This window comes from Ralstonia mannitolilytica (assembly GCF_905397375.1).
Classification (GTDB): domain Bacteria; phylum Pseudomonadota; class Gammaproteobacteria; order Burkholderiales; family Burkholderiaceae; genus Ralstonia; species Ralstonia mannitolilytica.
In genome coordinates this window covers 328,179-346,425 of the sequence record NZ_CAJPVG010000003.1, presented here as the reverse complement: position 1 = coordinate 346,425, position 18,247 = coordinate 328,179, and the positions used below count along the sequence as shown (strand labels likewise).

At 66.7% G+C, this 18,247-nt stretch carries 17 protein-coding genes; 13 read left to right on the top strand and 4 right to left on the bottom strand.

Annotated features, from left to right (window positions below; genetic code table 11):
* The first annotated feature begins 193 nt into the window (after positions 1 to 193).
* From KHN96_RS09690 to KHN96_RS09675, 4 genes are all read left to right on the top strand, one after another.
* On the top strand, positions 194 to 892 hold the full coding sequence (locus tag KHN96_RS09690; protein WP_045786711.1) for a haloacid dehalogenase type II: 699 nt from the start codon (positions 194 to 196) through the stop codon (positions 890 to 892).
* Positions 893 to 965: 73 nt separating this feature from the next.
* A complete protein-coding gene (gene aceB / locus KHN96_RS09685) occupies positions 966 to 2,546 on the top strand; it encodes a malate synthase A (RefSeq protein WP_045786712.1) in 1,581 nt (526 codons plus the stop codon).
* 124 nt (positions 2,547 to 2,670) lie between these two features.
* Positions 2,671 to 3,141, top strand: a complete 471-nt coding sequence (locus tag KHN96_RS09680) for an SRPBCC family protein (RefSeq protein ID WP_045786713.1) — start codon at positions 2,671 to 2,673, stop codon at positions 3,139 to 3,141.
* 83 nt (positions 3,142 to 3,224) lie between these two features.
* Positions 3,225 to 4,682 (top strand): DHA2 family efflux MFS transporter permease subunit, encoded by a 1,458-nt coding sequence (locus tag KHN96_RS09675; RefSeq protein ID WP_062739131.1) that lies wholly within the window; start codon positions 3,225 to 3,227, stop codon positions 4,680 to 4,682.
* A 43-nt stretch (positions 4,683 to 4,725) separates the two neighbouring features.
* Here KHN96_RS09675 and KHN96_RS09670 read toward each other — a convergent pair whose 3' ends face one another.
* Entirely contained in the window at positions 4,726 to 4,995 is a 270-nt protein-coding gene (locus tag KHN96_RS09670) for an acyl-CoA-binding protein (RefSeq protein WP_062739132.1), read from the bottom strand.
* Between the two features lie 152 nt (positions 4,996 to 5,147).
* On the opposite strand from KHN96_RS09670, the gene tsaB reads away from it, so the two are divergent.
* From tsaB to KHN96_RS09655, 3 genes are read left to right on the top strand one after another with little or no spacing between them, the layout of a single operon-like run.
* Entirely contained in the window at positions 5,148 to 5,888 is a 741-nt protein-coding gene (tsaB, locus tag KHN96_RS09665; RefSeq protein ID WP_062739133.1) for a tRNA (adenosine(37)-N6)-threonylcarbamoyltransferase complex dimerization subunit type 1 TsaB, read from the top strand.
* Entirely contained in the window at positions 5,885 to 6,412 is a 528-nt protein-coding gene (gene rimI / locus KHN96_RS09660) for a ribosomal protein S18-alanine N-acetyltransferase (protein WP_045786716.1), read from the top strand. Before tsaB ends, rimI begins: the two co-directional genes overlap by 4 nt.
* A complete protein-coding gene (locus tag KHN96_RS09655) occupies positions 6,409 to 7,236 on the top strand; it encodes a uracil-DNA glycosylase (RefSeq protein WP_045786717.1) in 828 nt (275 codons plus the stop codon). The genes rimI and KHN96_RS09655 overlap by 4 nt, the downstream gene beginning before the upstream one ends.
* Before the next feature lie 22 nt (positions 7,237 to 7,258).
* Here the strand turns inward: KHN96_RS09655 and lplT are convergent, their stop codons facing one another.
* The gene (gene lplT, locus KHN96_RS09650; RefSeq protein ID WP_115043939.1) at positions 7,259 to 8,575 is read right to left on the bottom strand and encodes a lysophospholipid transporter LplT; all 1,317 of its coding nucleotides are present in this window, start codon (positions 8,573 to 8,575) and stop codon (positions 7,259 to 7,261) included.
* Positions 8,576 to 9,205: 630 nt separating this feature from the next.
* Here lplT and alr point away from each other — a divergent pair.
* From alr to KHN96_RS09630, 4 genes are all read left to right on the top strand, one after another.
* Complete coding sequence (gene alr, locus KHN96_RS09645) at positions 9,206 to 10,333, top strand: alanine racemase (RefSeq protein ID WP_045786719.1); 1,128 nt, start codon at positions 9,206 to 9,208, stop codon at positions 10,331 to 10,333.
* Positions 10,334 to 10,427: 94 nt separating this feature from the next.
* Positions 10,428 to 11,798 (top strand): DNA repair protein RadA, encoded by a 1,371-nt coding sequence (radA, locus tag KHN96_RS09640; protein ID WP_045786720.1) that lies wholly within the window; start codon positions 10,428 to 10,430, stop codon positions 11,796 to 11,798.
* A 110-nt stretch (positions 11,799 to 11,908) separates the two neighbouring features.
* Positions 11,909 to 12,388 (top strand): disulfide bond formation protein B, encoded by a 480-nt coding sequence (locus KHN96_RS09635; RefSeq protein ID WP_045786721.1) that lies wholly within the window; start codon positions 11,909 to 11,911, stop codon positions 12,386 to 12,388.
* Positions 12,389 to 12,404: 16 nt separating this feature from the next.
* Complete coding sequence (locus KHN96_RS09630; protein ID WP_045786722.1) at positions 12,405 to 12,920, top strand: 2-thiouracil desulfurase family protein; 516 nt, start codon at positions 12,405 to 12,407, stop codon at positions 12,918 to 12,920.
* Here KHN96_RS09630 and KHN96_RS09625 read toward each other — a convergent pair.
* A complete protein-coding gene (locus KHN96_RS09625; RefSeq protein ID WP_062739134.1) occupies positions 12,903 to 14,021 on the bottom strand; it encodes a CaiB/BaiF CoA transferase family protein in 1,119 nt (372 codons plus the stop codon). The two genes, KHN96_RS09630 and KHN96_RS09625, sit on opposite strands and share 18 nt — an antisense overlap.
* Before the next feature lie 31 nt (positions 14,022 to 14,052).
* Entirely contained in the window at positions 14,053 to 15,984 is a 1,932-nt protein-coding gene (locus tag KHN96_RS09620) for an ATP-binding cassette domain-containing protein (protein WP_062739135.1), read from the bottom strand.
* A gap of 239 nt (positions 15,985 to 16,223) precedes the next feature.
* Between KHN96_RS09620 and KHN96_RS09615 the strand changes: the two genes are divergently transcribed.
* A complete protein-coding gene (locus tag KHN96_RS09615; protein ID WP_045786725.1) occupies positions 16,224 to 17,216 on the top strand; it encodes a MurR/RpiR family transcriptional regulator in 993 nt (330 codons plus the stop codon).
* A gap of 17 nt (positions 17,217 to 17,233) precedes the next feature.
* Entirely contained in the window at positions 17,234 to 18,199 is a 966-nt protein-coding gene (locus KHN96_RS09610; protein WP_062739136.1) for an isoaspartyl peptidase/L-asparaginase family protein, read from the top strand.
* Positions 18,200 to 18,247: the final 48 nt, after the last annotated feature.

Below are 18,247 nucleotides of genomic sequence, written 5' to 3'. Positions count from 1 at the left end.
TGCTGCGGGATTGTGACGAATATAAAGGTTATCACTCGCCATTCGTCGGGTAAAAGTTAAAGATCAAGTGACCGTTGGCGTCTTTGTGCAGCGCGTCACCTTTTCTAGAATGGCCCTCGTTGCGAAGGTCGGAGAAGCATTCTGCAGAGCGGAACGCGCGGAGTACCGGCCTTCGGGTCCGTGGAGCTGAGGCATGAGTTCGATTCGCGCGGTGGTCTTCGACGCCTATGGCACGTTGTTCGACGTGTATTCGGTGGCGGCACGCGCCGAGCAGCTCTTTGCCGGCAAGGGCGAGGCGCTGTCGGTCCTCTGGCGCGACAAGCAGATCGACTACACCCGCATCCGCTCGCTGGCCGGCCCCTCGGGCGAGCATTACAAGCCGTTCTGGGACATCACCGTCGACGCGCTGCGCTACGCCGCGGCCCGCCTGGGCGTCGAGCTTTCCGCCCACGACGAGGCCACGCTGATGCGCGAATATGCGTGCCTGTCGGCGTTTCCCGAGAACGTGCCTGCGCTGCGCCGCCTGCGCGAGATGGGCTTGCCGCTGGGCATCCTCTCCAACGGCAACCCCCAGATGCTTGACATTGCCGTGAAGAGTGCCGGCATGTCCGGGCTGTTCGATCACGTGCTGTCGGTCGATGCGGTCAAGCTCTACAAGACCGCGCCGCAAGCCTACGCGCTGGCGCCACAAGCGTTTGGTGTGCCGGCGGAACAGATTCTGTTTGTCTCGTCCAATGGCTGGGATGCCTGCGGCGCGACGTGGTACGGCTTCAAGACGTTCTGGATCAATCGCCTGGGGCATCCGCCCGAGGCGCTCGACGTGGCGCCCACTGCGGCGGGCCACGACATGCGCGATCTGCTGCAGTTCGTGCAGGCAACACAAGCGACGTAAGGCATTGCATTTCATCGGTCCAGCCATAGGACCGAACCCGTTCAACCCTCACATCATCCTCTGGAGAACAACCATGGCGCTCACGCTGCCCCAAGGCATGGAGATCAAGGCCGAGATCCTTCCGGCCTACGAAGACATTCTGACCCCTGAAGCACTGGCGCTGGTCGCCAAGCTGCACCGTGCCTTCCAGCCGCGCCGCAAAGAGCTGCTGGCTGCGCGTGTCGAGCGCGCCAAGCGCCTGGACGCCGGCGAGCGCCCGGACTTCCTGCCCGAGACGAAGGCCATCCGCGAGGGCGACTGGAAGGTTGCGCCGATCCCGCCCGCGCTGCACTGCCGCCGGGTGGAGATCACCGGCCCGGTCGATGCCAAGATGGTCATCAACGCGTTCAACTCGGGCGCGGACAGCTACATGACCGACTTCGAGGATTCCAACACCCCGAACTGGCACAACCAGCTGCAAGGCCAGGTCAACCTGAAGGCTGCCGTGCGTCGCACGCTTACGCTGGAATCGAACGGCAAGACGTACAAGCTGAACGACAAGATCGCCACGCTGCAGGTGCGTCCGCGCGGCTGGCACCTCGACGAGAAGCACGTGACCGTCGACGGCGAGCGCGTCTCCGGCGGCATCTTCGACTTTGCGCTGTTCTTCTTCCACAACGCCAAGGAGCAGATCGCCCGCGGCGCCGGTCCGTTCTTCTACCTGCCGAAGATGGAGAGCCATCTGGAAGCGCGCCTGTGGAACGACATCTTCGTGATGGCGCAGAACGAGATCGGCCTGCCGCAAGGCACAATCAAGGCCACCGTGCTGATCGAGACGATCCTCGCCGCCTTCGAGATGGAGGAAATCCTGTACGAACTGCGCGAGCACAGCGCTGGCCTGAACGCCGGCCGCTGGGACTACATCTTCTCGTGCATCAAGAAGTTCAAGGTCGACAAGAACTTCTGCCTGGCCGACCGCGCCAAGGTGACGATGACCTCGCCGTTCATGCGTGCCTACGCGCTGCTGCTGCTCAAGACCTGTCACAAGCGCGGTGCACCGGCCATCGGCGGCATGAGCGCGCTGATCCCGATCAAGAACGATCCGGAGAAGAACGCCATCGCCATGCAGGGCATCATCAACGACAAGAAGCGCGACGCGACCGACGGCTACGACGGCGGCTGGGTGGCTCACCCAGGCCTGGTCGAGCCGGCCATGAAGGAGTTCGTGGCGGTGCTGGGCGACAAGCCGAACCAGTTCGACAAGCAGCGTCCGGACGTGGACGTGAAGGCCGCCGACCTGCTGAACTTCCAGCCCGAAACGCCGATCACCGAAGCCGGCCTGCGCATGAACATCAACGTCGGCATCCACTACCTGGGTGCCTGGCTGGCCGGCAACGGTTGCGTGCCGATCCACAACCTGATGGAAGACGCCGCCACGGCCGAGATTTCGCGCTCGCAGGTGTGGCAGTGGATCCGCTCGCCCAAGGGCAAGCTCGAAGACGGCACGAAGGTCACGGCCGAACTCGTCCGCAAGCTGATCCCCGAAGAGTTGGCCAAGGTGAAGGAGACGGGCGCGGTGGGGCATTTTGACCGCGCGGCAGAAATCTTCGAACAGATGTCGACCTCGGAAGACTTTGCAGAATTCCTGACGCTGCCGCTCTACGAAGAAATCTGAAGCCAGGCGACGCTTCAGGCATCGCGATGAAAAACGCCGGCCGGGGCAACCCGCCGGCGTTTTTCATTTGGCGCAGCGCGGGCCAAGCCGCGCGATAATGTCAAGAAATCTTGCGGAGGCTGCTTTGCGCTTTGAACACCTGGTGGAAGTCAACGATCCACTGAACCCCCTCATCGACGCGCTGACCCCCAACCAGATCTGGCAAGGCCTGGTGCTGCGGGTGCGCGAGCAAAAGGAATTCGTCGAAAGCCTGGACGAATGCATCATCACGGCCGAAGGCGACGGCTGGGTCGAGCGCGAACTGGTGTACGGCCGCGCGCGCATCCAGGATCGTGTGACCCTGGAGCCGCATACCCGCGTGACGTACACCACGGCTGCCACGGGCGAGCACGCCGGCGGCTCCCTGACCATGACCATCGAAACCGGCGACAACAACGCGGCGTTCATCCGGTTCGTCTACGACACCACGCTGCCCAACGCGGACGAGAGCGGCGATACGCGCTATGCCGAGATCGTCAAGTCGGCCTACCGCGAATCCGATATCGACACCGTACGCCGCATCCGCGAGATCGCCGCCACCGGCCGCCTCGGCTGACCTGCCACCCCGGCCCTGCATGGAGGATGTGCAGGTCGGGCTGATCCCTTCCTGGTCGTCTCATACAGCATCAGAACGAGACCATGACGACATTCACGCCCACGCTCGAGGCCCTGCGCGCGCGCCACGGGGAGCGCTTCAAGTGGCTCGTGCTGTTCACGCTGATGGTGGGTGCGGTGTCGTCGGTCATCTCGGCCACCATCGTCAACGTGGCCATTCCCGACCTGAGCCGTCATTTCGTGCTCGGGCAGGAGCGGGCGCAGTGGGTGTCGGCGAGCTTCATGGTTGCGATGACCTTGTCGATGCTGCTGACGCCCTGGCTGCTGCTGCGCTTCGGGTTGCGGCGCACGTTCATCGGCGCGCTGGTGCTGCTCGGTGTGGGCGGGCTGGCGGGCGGGCTGTCGCCGAACTACGGCGTGATGATCGCCATGCGTGTCGTCGAGGGGGTTGCCGCCGGCATCATGCAGCCGCTGCCCAACATCCTGATCCTGCGCGTGTTTCCGGAGCGGGAGCAGGGCAAGGCGTTCGGCCTGTTCGGTTTTGGCGTGGTGCTGGCGCCTGCGGTCGGCCCCAGCGTGGGCGGCTTTCTGGTGGAGCTGTTTGGCTGGCGCTCGATCTTCTTCGTGGTGGTGCCGTTCACGCTGCTCGGCTGGGCGATGGCGCGTCGCTTCATGGCCATCAATTCATCCATGGCGGGCGACCCGAAGCCGCTGGACTGGCGCGGCCTGCTGCTGATTGGCGCGGCGACGGTCTCGCTGCTGAACGGGCTGGTGGCACTGCACGGCGATGTGGTGCACGGCGCGGTGCTGATGCTCGTGTCGGGCGTGTGCGTGGCGGGCTTCGTGTCCTGGCAGCGGCGGGTGGAGTCGCCGTTGCTGGACCTGCGCCTCTTCAGCTACCGGCAGTTTGCGATGGGCGCGGTGGTGGCGTTCATCTACGGCGCCGGGCTGTATGGATCGACATACCTGGTGCCCGTGTACATGCAGGTGGCGCTCGCGTATGCGCCGTCGCGCGCGGGCCTCGTGCTGCTGCCCGCCGGGCTGGTGCTGGCCGTGACGATCATGCTGGCGGGGCGGCTGACCAACCGCATCGAGCCGTTCCGGCTGGTGTCGTTCGGGCTGGCAGCGCTGGCGCTGTCGTTCTTTCTCATGGCGACGAACACGCGCGACACCAGTTATCTGCTGCTGATCGCCATTGCCGTCGTCGGGCGCGTCGGGCTCGGTTTCGTGCTGCCGTCGCTGAGCCTGGGCGCGATGCGCGGCGTCGATTTCACATTGATCGCCCAAGGTTCGAGTGCGGTCAACTTTCTGCGTCAACTCGGCGGGGCAATCGGCGTGTCGGCCACGGGCATCTTCCTGCAATGGCGGCTCGCCACGCGCGGCATCGAGACCGTGCACGGCGCCGCAGTCGACCCACAGGCGCGGATCGTCGCTTTCGACGAGACCTTCGTCCTCCTCGGTGCGCTGTGCGCACTTGCGGTGGCGGCGGCGTGGCGCATGCGCCGCAGCGGGCCGGCGGTCGCCATGTCGTCTGCGCAATGAAAAACCGGGCGCGGGGCCCGGTCCGTGCATGGCGCAGTGCCGATCACGTCGTCGCGCCGCTCTTCAGTTCTTCGACGAGGTCGATGTACTTCTGCTTGGCCTCATCCTGCGACGTGCCTTTCAGGCCTTCCCACGCTTCAAACTTGTAGCGGCCGACGATGTCGGTGAAGCCAGGCTTGTCGCCGTGCGCGTCGCCTTCGGCGCCTTGCTTGTAGAGGGCATACAGGCGCAGCAGCGTCATGTTGCTGGGGCGCTCGGAGAGGCCCTTGACGTCGATCTGGGCTTGCTCGAAACGGGCTTGCAGGTCGCTCATGATGATTCCCGGCTGAAAGACAATGGTCTGGCGATGATAGCGTCCGGGGGGGCGCTCCCACGCCGTTTGAATTCGAGGATGGCTTCGGTTTCCGGCGTGCGCCGCCGCCGGTTCGCGCGTTCATGCGACACACCAGCCGTTACAATGCCGGGATGCCCTGGATTCTCGCTTTCGACACTTCCACCGAGTTCTGTTCCGTCGCCCTCGGTGACGGCACCCGCACACTGTTCCGCCACGAACACACGGGGGCGCGATCGAGCAGTCGCGTGCTGCCCGCCGCCGCCGAGTTGCTGGCCGAGGCCGGTATCGCCCTGGCCGATTGTGCGGCCATCGCGTTCGGCGCGGGGCCGGGTTCCTTTACCGGCCTGCGTACGTCGTGCGGGGTCGCGCAGGGCCTGGCCTTCGGCGCGGACCTGCCGGTCGTGCCGGTCAACTCGCTGGTGGCCGGCGCAGAACAGACGCGGGCGTCCCTGCCCGCTGGCACCGCTGTGACGGTGGCGCTGGATGCCCGCATGGACGAGTGCTACTGGGCCAGCTTCATGCCCGCCGACACGGCGCAGGAGGCCTCCGGGTGGCACGCGCTTTCCGCCATCCAGGTGAGCAGCCCGGACAGCGTGGTGGCGCCATCGCAGCCGTACTGGCTGGCCGGCAACGCCGTGACGGTGTTCGGCGACCGGTTGGCCGTGGCCTCAGGGGCTGCTGCGGTGCTGCCTGAGGTTGCGCCACACGCGCGTGAGGTTGTTGCGGTCGGCTTGCGCCTTCTGGCGGCTGGGCATACGGTCCGGCCCGAAGAGGCGGCGCCGCTCTATGTGCGTGACAAGGTCGCGCTCACCATTGAAGAACGCCAGGCTGTGCAGTTGGCCAAGGCTGCGGCAGCAGGTGCCGGCGCATGAGCCTCATCGACACCGCGCTCGCAGGCGTTGCCGCACAGACGCCGCTGCCCGCCGGGTGGCGCGCCGAGCGCATGACTGCGCTCGATGTGGCAGGCGTGGCCGCCGTCGAACAGACCGCGTTTGCGTTCCCCTGGTCGCGCGGCAATTTCGAGGATTCGCTCAAGTCTGGCCACCTTGGCATCGTGCTGCGCGACGGGGGCAACGAGGTCGCGGGCTACCTGATCCTCATGCCGGTGGTCGACGAGATGCACCTGCTCAACGTGACAGTGGCGCCGGTGTGGCAGCGCCAGGGCCTGGGCCGCTGGCTGCTTCGGCTGGCGGTGGCGCTCACACTCGCGCACGGTTTCGGCAGCCTGCTGCTGGAGGTGCGTCCGTCCAACACGGGGGCCATTGCGCTGTATCGCCGCGCCGGGTTTGCCGAGATTGGTCGTCGCAAGCGCTATTACCCGGCAGAGAACAACACGCGGGAGGATGCCCTCGTCATGCGCATCAGCTGCGAGGCAAGCGGCGTGGAGGCAGCATGAATCGTCGATCCCGGATGCTGGAAGCGCTGGGCGTTTCCACGGAATGGACCTTGCGCGGTGCGCAGCCGCCCGCCGAGCAGGTCGAGGACATTGCCGTCGTCGAGCCGCCGCTCGAGGCCGAAGCCTTTGCCGCTGCGGTGGCTGCCGAGCCCGCACCCGGGCGAGTCGAAATGCCGCCGGCCGAGATCGGGATTCCGGTGGGCGGGGGCGGGGCAGAGGCGGCGATTCCGCGCGCGCAGCGCATCGCGGCATTCGGCTGGGCCGAGCTTGAGGCCGCTGTCTCGAATTGCACGTCCTGCAAGCTGTGCGAACGGCGCACGAATACGGTGTTCGGCGTGGGCGACCGTCAGGCCGACTGGATGCTGATCGGCGAGGCGCCCGGCGAAAACGAAGACAAGCAGGGCGAACCGTTCGTCGGCCAGGCCGGCAAGCTGCTGGACAGCATGCTGCGCGCCGTCGGCCTGTCGCGTCAGCCGGGTGAGGGCAAAGGCGTGTTCATCGCCAACGTTCTCAAGTGTCGCCCGCCGGGCAACCGCGACCCGGAGCCGGACGAGGTCGCGATGTGCGACCCGTATCTCAAGCGCCAGATTGCCTTGGTCAAGCCACGCATCATCGTCGTGTTGGGGCGCGTGGCCGCACAGAACCTGCTGCAGACGCAGACGCCTGTAAGCAAGCTGCGGGGCAAGGTGCACGAGGTGGAAGGCGTGCCGGTGGTCGTGACCTACCACCCGGCGTATCTGTTGCGCACCCTGGGCGACAAGGCCCGCGCGTGGGAAGACCTGTGCCTGGCGCGCAAGGTCTACGCGGAGCACGGCGGCCACTGATGGACCGCCGCGGCGTGTGGCTTCAGTGGTGCTTGTCCTCGCCGATGAGGGCGGCGGAGTGGTACAGCTTTTCGTTGAGGCGATGCCGGCGCATGACCAGGGCCATCGTCGCGCAGACAAACAGGCCAAACGAGACGATCACCACGCCCACCGAGACGTTCAGCTTGATGAGCAGGGCGTAGAGGCACAGCATCAGCAGTACCGAAACGTTCTCGTTGAAGTTCTGCACCGCGATGGAGTGGCCGGCCGAGAGCAGCACGTGCCCCCGATGCTGCAGCAGCGCATTCATCGGCACCACGAAGAAGCCCGACATGGCGCCCACCAGCATCAGGAACAGGTAGGCGATCAGCATGTACAGCGGCAGCTTCATCGTGCCGATCTGGAAGGTGACTTCCGGAATCGTGTGCTTGGTGTAGAAGGCCATGAGCATGACGACCACGCCCATCGCCACACCCACCGGCAGCACGTCGAGCGAGCGGCGCAGCGGGATCTTCACGGCGGCGGCCATCGCGCCCGCGGCCACGCCCACGGCCACCACGGCCTGCAGGATGGCGCCCTGCGAGAGGTTCAGTTCCAGCGATTGCTCCGCCCACTTGAGCACGATGAACTGCAGCGTGGCGCCCGCGCCCCAGAACAGCGTCGTCAAGGCCAGCGAGATCTGCCCGAGCTTGTCGCGCCACAGGGCGTTGAAGCAGTCGGCAAATTCGGAGATCAGGCGGACCGGGTTCTTTTCCTGCTGCGGATACCGTGCCCCGGTGTCGGGAATGCGCGTATTGAACAGGGCCGCAACGAGGTAGATCACCATGATCACCAGCATGGCCGCCTCAGCGGGGGTGTCGATGGCTTCCAGCCCGGGAATATCGAACGACAGCAGCCACGACGACACATGCTTGGAGATCAACGCCCCGCCAAGCACCGTCCCCAGGATGATGGAACCCACCGTCAGCCCTTCGATCCAGCCGTTGGCGGCGACGAGCTTCTCGGCGGGGAGCAGCTCGGTGAGGATGCCGTACTTGGCAGGCGAGTAGGCCGCCGCCCCAAAGCCGACCACGCCGTACGCGAGCAAAGGATGGATGCCGGTGAGCATGACGCCGCAGCCCACGAGTTTGATCGCATTGGTGATGAGCATCACCTTGCCCTTGGGCATGGAGTCTGCGAACGCACCCACGAAGGCGGCAAGCAGAACGTAAGAGAGCACGAAGAACAGCTTGAGCAGCGGGGTCATCCACTGCGGTGCATGCATCTCCGTCAGAAGGGCGATGGCCGCGATGAGCAGCGCATTGTCAGCCAGCGACGAGAAGAACTGCGCCGCCATGATGGTGTAAAAACCCTTCTTCATACCTTCGAATTCGTCCCCGTAGAGCGCGGTGGCATTCCGGTCTTCACGACTTGCCGGCAGCGTGCCGGCAGGCCGAAGTGTTCCCGGGGGTGACCGGCCAGGCGGTGCTCCGGCTGACCGGCCAGAGCAACGTGCAGCTGCGCGCTTGCGGCACGGGTGTCGTCACGCGCGCGGGCTCCCCAGATCGTGGCTCCCTTGGGCATGGCCGGCACGCATCGCCGGGTTGCCGCGGGAATCTTCACAGACAGGCGTCCGGGGCGTGTGTTCCGCCCGGTGCGGGTTTTCTTCTCGCCTGCGTGCATGGTCAAACCGAATGTGGCGCCATCGCGCAAAAAGAAGTGGCTATTGCCCAACTTTCCGTATGCAGCGAGCGCATCACGACTGTTTTCCCATGCCTAAATTGAACGGCTTTATATCACGAAACTTGCGGGCTTCCGGTGACGATCGGGCACTTTCTTTTCTCCCGCTCGGCCGGTGGGGGCGAACCAGTCGGCGTCCTGTGGTCAAATAGAACGCTCATCATGCAGGGCCGGGTACATCGGTCCGGTCTGCTATACAGACATATTGCAGTGCAACACCGACGCCGCGCCACGAGCGCCCATCGTCCCAACGTTTTGCAGGTTTGCCGTCATGCCTAGACCCATCCACGCCGTCATTCACGGTCCCGCACTCGCCAATAATCTCCAGGTTGCCCGTCGACACGCGCCCAACTCGCGCGTGTGGGCCGTCGTCAAGGCCAACGCCTACGGGCACGGTATCGAGCGCGTGTACGAGGGGTTGCGACAGACCGACGGCTTTGGCCTGCTCGACCTGAACGAGGCGATCCGCCTGCGGGAGCTGGGCTGGCAGGGACCCGTGCTGCTGCTCGAGGGCTTCTTCAAACCGGAGGATCTGGCGATCGTCGAGCAGTACCGCCTGACGACGACCGTCCACAACGAAGAGCAGTTGCGTATGCTGGAACTGGCCCGCCCCAAGGGGCCGATCAGCGTGCAGCTCAAGATCAACACGGGCATGAGCCGCCTCGGCTTTGCCCCGGCCGCGTATCGGGCGGCATGGGAGCGCGCCCGCGCCATCTCGGGTGTCGGCACCATCGTGCACATGACGCATTTTTCCGATGCCGACGGCCCGCGCGGGATCGAGCACCAGCTCGCGGCGTTCGAGCAGGCCACGCAGGGCTTGCCTGGGGAGGCATCGCTCTCCAACTCCGCCGCCACGCTGTGGCACCCGAAGGCGCATCGCGACTGGGTGCGCCCCGGCGTGATCATGTACGGCGCATCGCCCACCGGCGTGGCAGCCGACATCGAGGGTACGGGCCTGCTGCCCGCCATGTCGCTCAAGAGCGAGCTGATTGCCATCCAGGATCTGCAGCCCGGCGCGACCGTCGGTTACGGGTCGCGCTTTACCGCCGAGCAGCCGATGCGCATCGGCATCGTGGCGTGCGGTTATGCCGACGGCTACCCGCGCCATGCGCCGGGCTGGGGTGGCAACCACACGCCGGTGCTCGTTGACGGCGTGCGCACGCGGCTCGTGGGCCGCGTGTCGATGGACATGATCACCGTGGACCTGACCGGCGTCCCGGACGCGCGCGTCGGCACGCCGGTGACGCTTTGGGGCGAAGGCTTGCCGATCGACGATGTCGCGCACGCCGCGGGCACCGTCGGCTATGAGCTGATGTGCGCGCTGGCGCCCCGCGTGCCGGTGCTCGTCGAGCCGGTTGGCACAGCGGACACGGGCGACACGCTCGGCAAGGCGGCCTGAGGGCGGTTGCCCGCCGGTGTCATCGTCGGCATCGACATCACATCAAGATCAAGCGGCCGCCGCCCGAGCGCAGCGGCCGTCAGCAGGGGGTTGCTTGGCCAAGAGCAAGACGGTCTATACGTGCACCGAGTGCGGGGGCACGTCGCCGAAATGGGCGGGGCAGTGCCCCAATTGCCAGCAGTGGAACACGCTGGTCGAGACAGTGGCGCAGCCGGCGACCGGCGCCGGCGCGCGTTTCCAGTCGCTGGCGTCCAGTGCCACGGTACGCAAGCTGTCGGACATCGACGCGGTGGACGTGCCGCGCTTCTCCAGCGGTATCGACGAGTTCGACCGCGTGCTGGGCGGCGGCTTGGTGAGCGGCGGCGTGGTGCTGATCGGCGGCGATCCGGGCATCGGCAAATCGACGCTGCTGCTGCAGGCGCTGTCGAACCTGTCGGCCGACCGCCGTGTGCTGTATGTGAGCGGCGAAGAGTCCGGCGCGCAGATCGCATTGCGGGCGCGGCGCCTGGGCATCGAAAGCCCGAACCTCGCGCTGCTGGCGGAAATCCAGCTCGAGCGCATCCAGGCGACCATCGAGGCGGAGAAACCCGAGGTCGTCGTCATCGATTCCATCCAGACGCTGTATTCGGAGGCGCTGACCTCAGCGCCGGGCTCCGTGGCGCAGGTGCGCGAATGTGCGGCGCAACTGACGCGCATCGCCAAGCGGCTGGATGTGACGACGATCCTCGTCGGCCATGTCACCAAGGAGGGCGCGCTGGCCGGGCCGCGCGTGCTCGAGCACATCGTCGACACGGTGCTGTATTTCGAGGGCGATACGCATTCGGCCTATCGGCTGGTGCGCGCCTTCAAGAACCGCTTCGGCGCCGTGAACGAGCTCGGCGTGTTCGCGATGACGGAGCGCGGCCTGCGCGGCGTGGCCAATCCGTCGGCGCTGTTCCTGTCGCAGCATGAACAGGTGGTGCCGGGCTCGTGCGTGCTCGTCACGCAGGAAGGGACGCGGCCGCTGCTGGTGGAGATCCAGGCGCTGGTGGACACGGCCAATGTGCCCAACCCGCGCCGCCTGGCGGTAGGCCTGGAGCAGAACCGGCTGGCGATGCTGCTGGCGGTGCTGCATCGCCATGCCGGCATCGCCTGCTTTGACCAGGACGTCTTCCTCAACGCCGTGGGCGGGGTGAAGATCACCGAGCCGGCGGCGGACCTGGCGGTGCTGCTGGCCATTCATTCGTCGATGCGCAACAAGCCGCTGCCGCGCGGGCTCGTGGTCTTCGGCGAGATCGGCCTGGCCGGGGAAATCCGCCCGACGCCGCGCGGGCAGGAGCGCCTGAAGGAAGCGGCCAAGCTGGGTTTCTCGATCGCCGTGATCCCCAAATCGAACGCACCGAAGCAGCCCATCGACGGGCTGGACGTGATTGCGGTCGAGCGCATCGAGCAGGCCATCGACCGCGTGCGTGCGCTCGAGGCCTGATCGTTCAACAACTTGCAACGGTCTCGGCGGGCGATCTGAAAATGCCGATGCCGTTGCAATGCGATAATCCGCCAACTTTTCCCGCTGAATCTTTCTGTCCAGACGCCGCCATGCAAGCCAATTCGCGCGCCTTTTTCCTGCTGATTGCCGTGATCGCCTTCGGGCTCGTCGGCTATGCGCTGTATCTGCAGCACGCCGAGGGGCTGCAGCCGTGTCCGCTGTGCATTCTGCAGCGGTTTGCGCTGCTCGGGATCGGGGTGTTTTCGCTGCTGGCGGCGCTGTCGTCCGCCACGCGGCTGTTGTGGCACGGCCTTGGCATGCTGTCGGGCCTGGCCGGCATTTGCGTGGCGGGGTATCACGTGTCGCTGCTGCTGAACCCGAAGTCCACGTGCGGTATCGACCCGATCGAGAACTGGGTCAACGCGCTGCCGACAGCCAAATGGCTGCCGCAGGTATTCGAGTCCGATGGCCTGTGCACGGCGCCGACGCCGCCCATTCTGGGCGTGTCAATCCCGGCATGGTCGCTGATCTGGATGGTCATCCTTGCGCTGACACTGGTGGTGGCGATGATCCGCCGCGAGCGCCGCTGAGGGAGCCAAGCGGGCCATGCAGCGCGTACTGGTCAGCGCCTGCCTGCTGGGCCAGCCTGTGCGCTACGACGGCGGTACGGTGGTCACGGAGGGCGGCATCCTCGCGCGCTGGCAGATGGAAGGCCGGGTGATCCCGGTCTGCCCGGAGATGGCAGGCGGCTTGCCGGTGCCGCGCCCGCCGGCGGAAATCCATGGCGAAGGCGGCGGCGCCGCTGTGTTGCGCGGCGCAGCCCGCGTGTTCGAGCACCACGGTCGCGATGTCACCGGCGCATTTGTTCGGGGCGCGCAACGCGCCCTGGCTGCAGCGCAGGAGGCCGGCGCGCAGGTGGCCGTGCTCACCGAGCGCAGCCCCTCCTGTGGTTCGGCGTTTCTTTACGACGGAACATTCTCCGGTCAGCTGCAGCCGGGCCAGGGCGTGACGGCGGCGCTACTGCGCCAGCACGGGATTCGCGTCTTCAGCCAGCATCAGCTGGAAGACGCGGCGCATCTGCTGGCCATACTCGATCGCGACGGTTCAGTCGGCAAACCGTAACGGCAGGGCGAGCTGTACCGGCGCGCCGTTCTCGTTGACCACGCTGTTGCGCTCGGTAAAGAGCGGATGCCGCATGGCCTCTTCCATGCGCAGCACGGGCGTAACGCAGCAGTCGGCATGGGCAAAGCGCGCTGTCCACTCGGCTTGCGTGGCGGTGCGGAACAGCGTGGCCAGTTCATCATGGATGCCGCGGGCGTCTTCACCGCCAATCGGCTGGCCGAGCGACCAATGCCGGTCTTTCCACTCCGGCCTGCCGATGACGTCGCACATCGTCTGCCAGAACTTCAATTCGAGCGCGCCCACCGCCATGAAGCGATCGTCTGCCGTGCGGTACACGCCGTAGCACGGAACCCCGCCGTTGAGCAGGTCGGTGCCGGCCGGGCTCGCCTTGCCACGGGTGCCCACCGCAAAGAACGCCATCAGGTTGTGCGCGAAGACCGAGTCGGTCATCGATACGTCGATGTAGCGGCCGCGGCCGGTGGCGCGCGCATCCACCAACGCGGCCAGGATGCCGACCACCGCCGTGAGGGCACCGCCGAGCAAGTCGCCGATCTGCACGTTGGGGACGATGGGCGCGCCGTCGGCGCCGGCGAGCTGATCGAGCATGCCCGCATAGCCCACGTAGTTGATGTCGTGGCCGGCCGCGTGCGCGAGCGGGCCGTCCTGGCCGTAACCGGTGATGGAGCACATCACGAGGGCCGGGTTGGCGGCGCGCAGCGTATCCCAGCCGAGGCCGAGGCGCGCCATCACGCCGGGGCGGAAGCTCTCGATCAGCACGTCGGCATGGCGCACGTGCTCGATGAGTGCTTCACGGCCTTCGGGGGGCTTGAGGTCGAGCCGCACCTCGGTCTTGCCGCGATTGAGCGAGCGGAAGAACAGGCTGGGGCGGCCGGTTTCGCGATCGGCGGACGAGCGCAGCATGTCGCGCGCGTAATCGCCCGGACCAGGGTCTTCGATCTTGATGACGTCCGCGCCAAGGTCGGCCAGATGGCGAGTGGCGGCCGGGCCCGGCAAGAGCCGCGTGAGGTCGAGCACGCGCACGCCGGCCAGTGGGTGCTGCGTGGCGGTGGGGGCGTCCGGCGACGAAGCGGAAACGGTCATCTGCAAGTCTCCCTGGCCGGACGTGCCGGCGTTATCCGATCTGTTCGAGTTGTTCGTGCAGTTCGAGCCAGCGTTCTTCCAGCGCGCCGAGTTCGGTGTTGATCTCGGCTTGGCGGCGCAGGCTTTCCATCATGCGTGCCTTGTTGGCTTCCTCATAGGCGGCGCTGTCGGCCAGGAACGCCTCCAGCTCGGCCTTTTCCTTCTGCAGCGGGGCCATGCGCTTTTCGATGGCGTCCACGTCCTTTTGCAGCGGCTTGCGCAGGGCGGCCAGGCGCTGGCGCTGCTCGGCTTCTTCGCGCTTCTGGTCGCGGCGATTGGCTGCGGGCGCGACGCCGGCCTCGGTGGCCGGCGCGCTTGCCGCGGCGCGTTTGGCGGCCGCCTGCTTGAGCAGCCAGTCGCGGTAGTCGTCCAGGTCGCCGTCGAACGGTGCGACGGTGCCCTGGCCGACCAGCAGGAACTGGTCGGTCGTGGCGCGCAGCAGGTGCCGGTCGTGCGAGACGAGGATCAGCGTGCCATCGAACTGGGCGAGCGCCATCGTCAGCGCTTCACGCGTGTCGAGGTCCAGGTGGTTTGTCGGCTCGTCGAGCAGCAGCAGGTTGGGGCGCTGCCAGACGATGAGCGCGAGCGCCAGGCGCGCCTTTTCGCCGCCGGAGAATGGGGCGATGGGCGCAGTCGCCATGTCGCCGCGGAAGTTGAAGCTGCCGAGAAAGTCGCGCAGCTCCTGCTCGCGCACGTCGGGGGCCAAGCGCGCCAGGTGCAGCAGCGGCGAGGCGTTGTCGTCCAGCGTCTCAAGCTGGTGCTGGGCAAAGTAGCCAATCTGCAGGCCCTTGCCGCGACGGATCGTGCCCGACAGCGGCGCGAGCGTATCGGCCAGCGTTTTCACGAGCGTCGACTTGCCCTGGCCGTTGGCGCCCAGCAGGCCGATGCGCTGGCCGGTCTGGATCGAGAACGTCAGGTGTTTGAGGATGGTGATGGGCTCATCAACGCTCGGGCCGGGATAGCCGCAATCGACCGCCTCGAACGTCAGCATCGGGTTGGGCGCGGCATCGGGTTCGCGGAATTCGAACGAGAAGCCCGCCGCCGCATGCACGGGCGCGAGGCGCTCCATGCGCTCGAGCGCCTTGACGCGGCTCTGCGCCTGCTTGGCCTTGGTGGCCTTGGCCTTGAAGCGGGTGATGAACGATTCGAGATGCGCGATCTGCTTCTGCTGCCGTGCGTAGGCGGCTTCCTGCTGCGCCATCTGCTGCAGGCGCTGCGTCTCGAACTGCGTGTAGTTGCCGCCGTAGCGCTTGAGTTTCTGCTGCTCGATGTGCAGTGTGACGTTGCACACGGCGTCGAGGAATTCCCGGTCGTGCGAGATCGTCACCAGCGTGCCGGGATACCGCGAAAGCCAGTCTTCCAGCCAGACCACGGCGTCCAGATCCAGGTGGTTCGTCGGTTCGTCGAGCAGAAGCAGGTCGGACGGACACATCAGCGCCTGCGCGAGGTTCAGCCGCATGCGCCAGCCGCCGGAGAAGCTCGCCACCGGCTGTGTGGTCTGCGCCATCGTGAAACCGAGACCGAGCAGCAGCGCCTGCGCACGCGCCGGTGCGGTGTAGCCGTCGGCATCGGCGAAGGCGGCGTGGGCTTCGGCCTGGGCGTGGCCGTCGTGCGCAGCTTCGGCGGCGGCCAGGCGGCGTTCGATGTCGCGCAGGCGGGTGTCGCCGTCGAGCGTGTAGTCCAGCGCGCTGCGGTCAACCGCGGGCGTTTCCTGCGCCACGTGGGCAATCCGCCAGGTGGGCGGGATGGCGACCTCGCCGCCGTCGGCATGCAAGTCGCCGCGCAGCAGCGCAAACAGCGTGGATTTGCCGCTGCCGTTCACGCCGACGAGGCCCACGCGCTCACCAGGGTTGAGGGTGGCGGTGGCGTGGTCGAACAGCACCTTGGTGCCGCGCTGGAGGACGAGGTCGTCGAATCGGATCACGAAGAACTGCGCTTTTGGACAATCGGAGAAGGGTGCGATTGTAGCCTGCCGCCGCGCACGATCCTGGCGCGCCGGGAGCGGCCGATGTGGTGCATTGCACCGTTGAAGCGCGCCGCGCGCCCGGCATCTGTGCGGACGCTTTTGACCTAGGGAAAACCATAGGTCTGCATGAAAGTTTTTTTCTTTACATGCGCCATTCGTGAAAATACATTTACACAAAATTTTCACAGCCCAGGAACATGGCGAAACCCACCAGCAAGCGTACGGATGTGTCCAAGGGCGCATTCGCGGCCGATGCCTCGGTCTCCGAGCGCATCGGAGCGGCGCTTGCCACGCTCACGCCGGCGCACCAGCGCATGGCCGAATACGTGCTGGCGAACCCGTTTCGCGCCGCCACCATGCGCATCGACGAGTTTGCCGCCGCGGTGGACATGTCGATTGCCACGGCCAACCGTTTTGCGCTGGCGCTGGGCTTTGACGGCTATCCGCAGTTTCGCGCGGAGCTGCTGCGCGGCTTCGAGGCGACGCTCGCCCCGGTCGAGAAGCTGCGTCACGAGCTGGCCCGGCCGGCCACCAGCGCCGAGATTTTCGCCGCCTCGCTCAACGAAGACATTGCCAACCTCGATGCCACCCGCCGCATGGTCGATGCCGCCGCCTGCGAGCGCGCGGTGGATGCCATCCTCGGTGCGCAGCGCATCTACGTGATGGGCTTTGGCGCCAGCGGCTACCTCGCCGGGCTGCTGCGCCACGGGCTGGATCTGTACTGCAACACGGTGATTTCCGTCTCGCAGGCGGGCGGCGCATCGGACGCGGCCCGCCAGCTGCGCAAGATCGGCCCGAAGGACCTGCTGATCGCCATCGCGTTTCCGCGCTATGCCGCCGACACCATCACCCTGGCCAGGCAAGCCGGCGAGCAGGGCTGCCAGGTGCTGGCCTTGACCGATGGCCCGACTTCGCCGCTCGCGCCGCTGGCCGGCATCGCGCTGTATGCGCGCACCGAGCGGCAGTTCTCCGCGACGTCGGACACGGCCGCCGTGGCGCTGTTCGAGGCGCTGTGCGGCGCGGTGGCGCATCGCTCTGCGCATTCGCTCGAGTCTGCCGAGCGCCTGACTGCCTTCGTGCTGCCCTGGCTGCATACCGGCCAGGCATCGCGCCCAGGCACATCGGGCGCCGACGCTTCCGGCGCGTCCACCACCTCTCGCCGCGGCCGCAAGCGCGCCGCTGAAAACTGATTTTCATAGAGCCACGCATGACCACGCCCATTCTCGCCATCCATGGCGGCGCCGGCACCATCACCCGTTCGGACATGAGCGCCGACAAGGAAGCCGGCTACCAGCAGGCGCTCAACGACATCCTGGCTGCCGGCCAGCGCATCCTGGTGGACGGCGGCAGCGCCCTCGATGCAGTGACCGAGGCCGTGCGCCTGCTCGAAGAATGCCCGCTGTTCAATGCCGGCAAGGGTGCGGTGCTCACGAGCGCCGGCACGTACGAACTCGATGCGTCGATCATGGATGGCACCACGCTGGCCGCCGGCGCGGTGACGTGCGTCAAACGGCTGCGCAACCCCATCCTCGCGGCCCGTGCCGTGATGGAGCACAGCCAACACGTGCTGTTCACCTCGGAGGGCGCCGAGGCATTCGCCCAGGCACAGGGCCTGGAGTTCGTCGAGCCCGGCTATTACTACACCGAGGCCCGCTACGCCCAGTGGCAGCGTGCCCGCCAGAAAGACGGCATGGCGATGTTCCTCGACCACGACGCCGCATCACTCATGGCCAAGCCGGCCGAACCCATCGACCCGGACAGCAAGTTCGGCACCGTGGGTGCCGTGGCGTGCGATGCGCAAGGCCGGCTGGCGGCGGCCACGTCCACGGGCGGCGTCACCAACAAGAAGGTCGGCCGCGTGGGCGATACGCCGATCGTCGGGGCAGGGTGTTTCGCCAACAACGTGGCGGCGGTGTCGTGCACGGGCACGGGCGAGATGTTCATCCGCGCCGTCGCGGCCTACGACGTGGCCGCGCAGATGCAGTACGCCGGCAAGTCGCTGGCCGACGCGGCGGACGATGTGGTGATGCGCAAGCTCGTCGCCATCGAGGGCCGCGGCGGGATGATCGCCGTCGACGCGCAGGGCAACGTTGCGTTGCCGTTCAACACCGAAGGGATGTACCGCGGGTTTGCGCGCGGGGCCGAAGCGCCCGTCGTGTCGATCTATCGGTAAGAAGCAGCCCAGCAGAGAAGCGAGCAGGACAGCAGGAGATTTGTCGTG

Coding starts and splice junctions, on each gene's coding strand:
- KHN96_RS09690 (WP_045786711.1), top strand. CDS start 194: ATGAGTTCGATTCGCGCGGTGGTCTTCGACGCCTATGGCACGTTGTTC.
- aceB (WP_045786712.1), top strand. CDS start 966: ATGGCGCTCACGCTGCCCCAAGGCATGGAGATCAAGGCCGAGATCCTT.
- KHN96_RS09675 (WP_062739131.1), top strand. CDS start 3,225: ATGACGACATTCACGCCCACGCTCGAGGCCCTGCGCGCGCGCCACGGG.
- KHN96_RS09670 (WP_062739132.1), bottom strand. CDS start 4,995: ATGAGCGACCTGCAAGCCCGTTTCGAGCAAGCCCAGATCGACGTCAAG.
- tsaB (WP_062739133.1), top strand. CDS start 5,148: ATGCCCTGGATTCTCGCTTTCGACACTTCCACCGAGTTCTGTTCCGTC.
- rimI (WP_045786716.1), top strand. CDS start 5,885: ATGAGCCTCATCGACACCGCGCTCGCAGGCGTTGCCGCACAGACGCCG.
- KHN96_RS09655 (WP_045786717.1), top strand. CDS start 6,409: ATGAATCGTCGATCCCGGATGCTGGAAGCGCTGGGCGTTTCCACGGAA.
- lplT (WP_115043939.1), bottom strand. CDS start 8,575: ATGAAGAAGGGTTTTTACACCATCATGGCGGCGCAGTTCTTCTCGTCG.
- alr (WP_045786719.1), top strand. CDS start 9,206: ATGCCTAGACCCATCCACGCCGTCATTCACGGTCCCGCACTCGCCAAT.
- KHN96_RS09635 (WP_045786721.1), top strand. CDS start 11,909: ATGCAAGCCAATTCGCGCGCCTTTTTCCTGCTGATTGCCGTGATCGCC.
- KHN96_RS09630 (WP_045786722.1), top strand. CDS start 12,405: ATGCAGCGCGTACTGGTCAGCGCCTGCCTGCTGGGCCAGCCTGTGCGC.
- KHN96_RS09625 (WP_062739134.1), bottom strand. CDS start 14,021: ATGACCGTTTCCGCTTCGTCGCCGGACGCCCCCACCGCCACGCAGCAC.
- KHN96_RS09615 (WP_045786725.1), top strand. CDS start 16,224: ATGGCGAAACCCACCAGCAAGCGTACGGATGTGTCCAAGGGCGCATTC.
- KHN96_RS09610 (WP_062739136.1), top strand. CDS start 17,234: ATGACCACGCCCATTCTCGCCATCCATGGCGGCGCCGGCACCATCACC.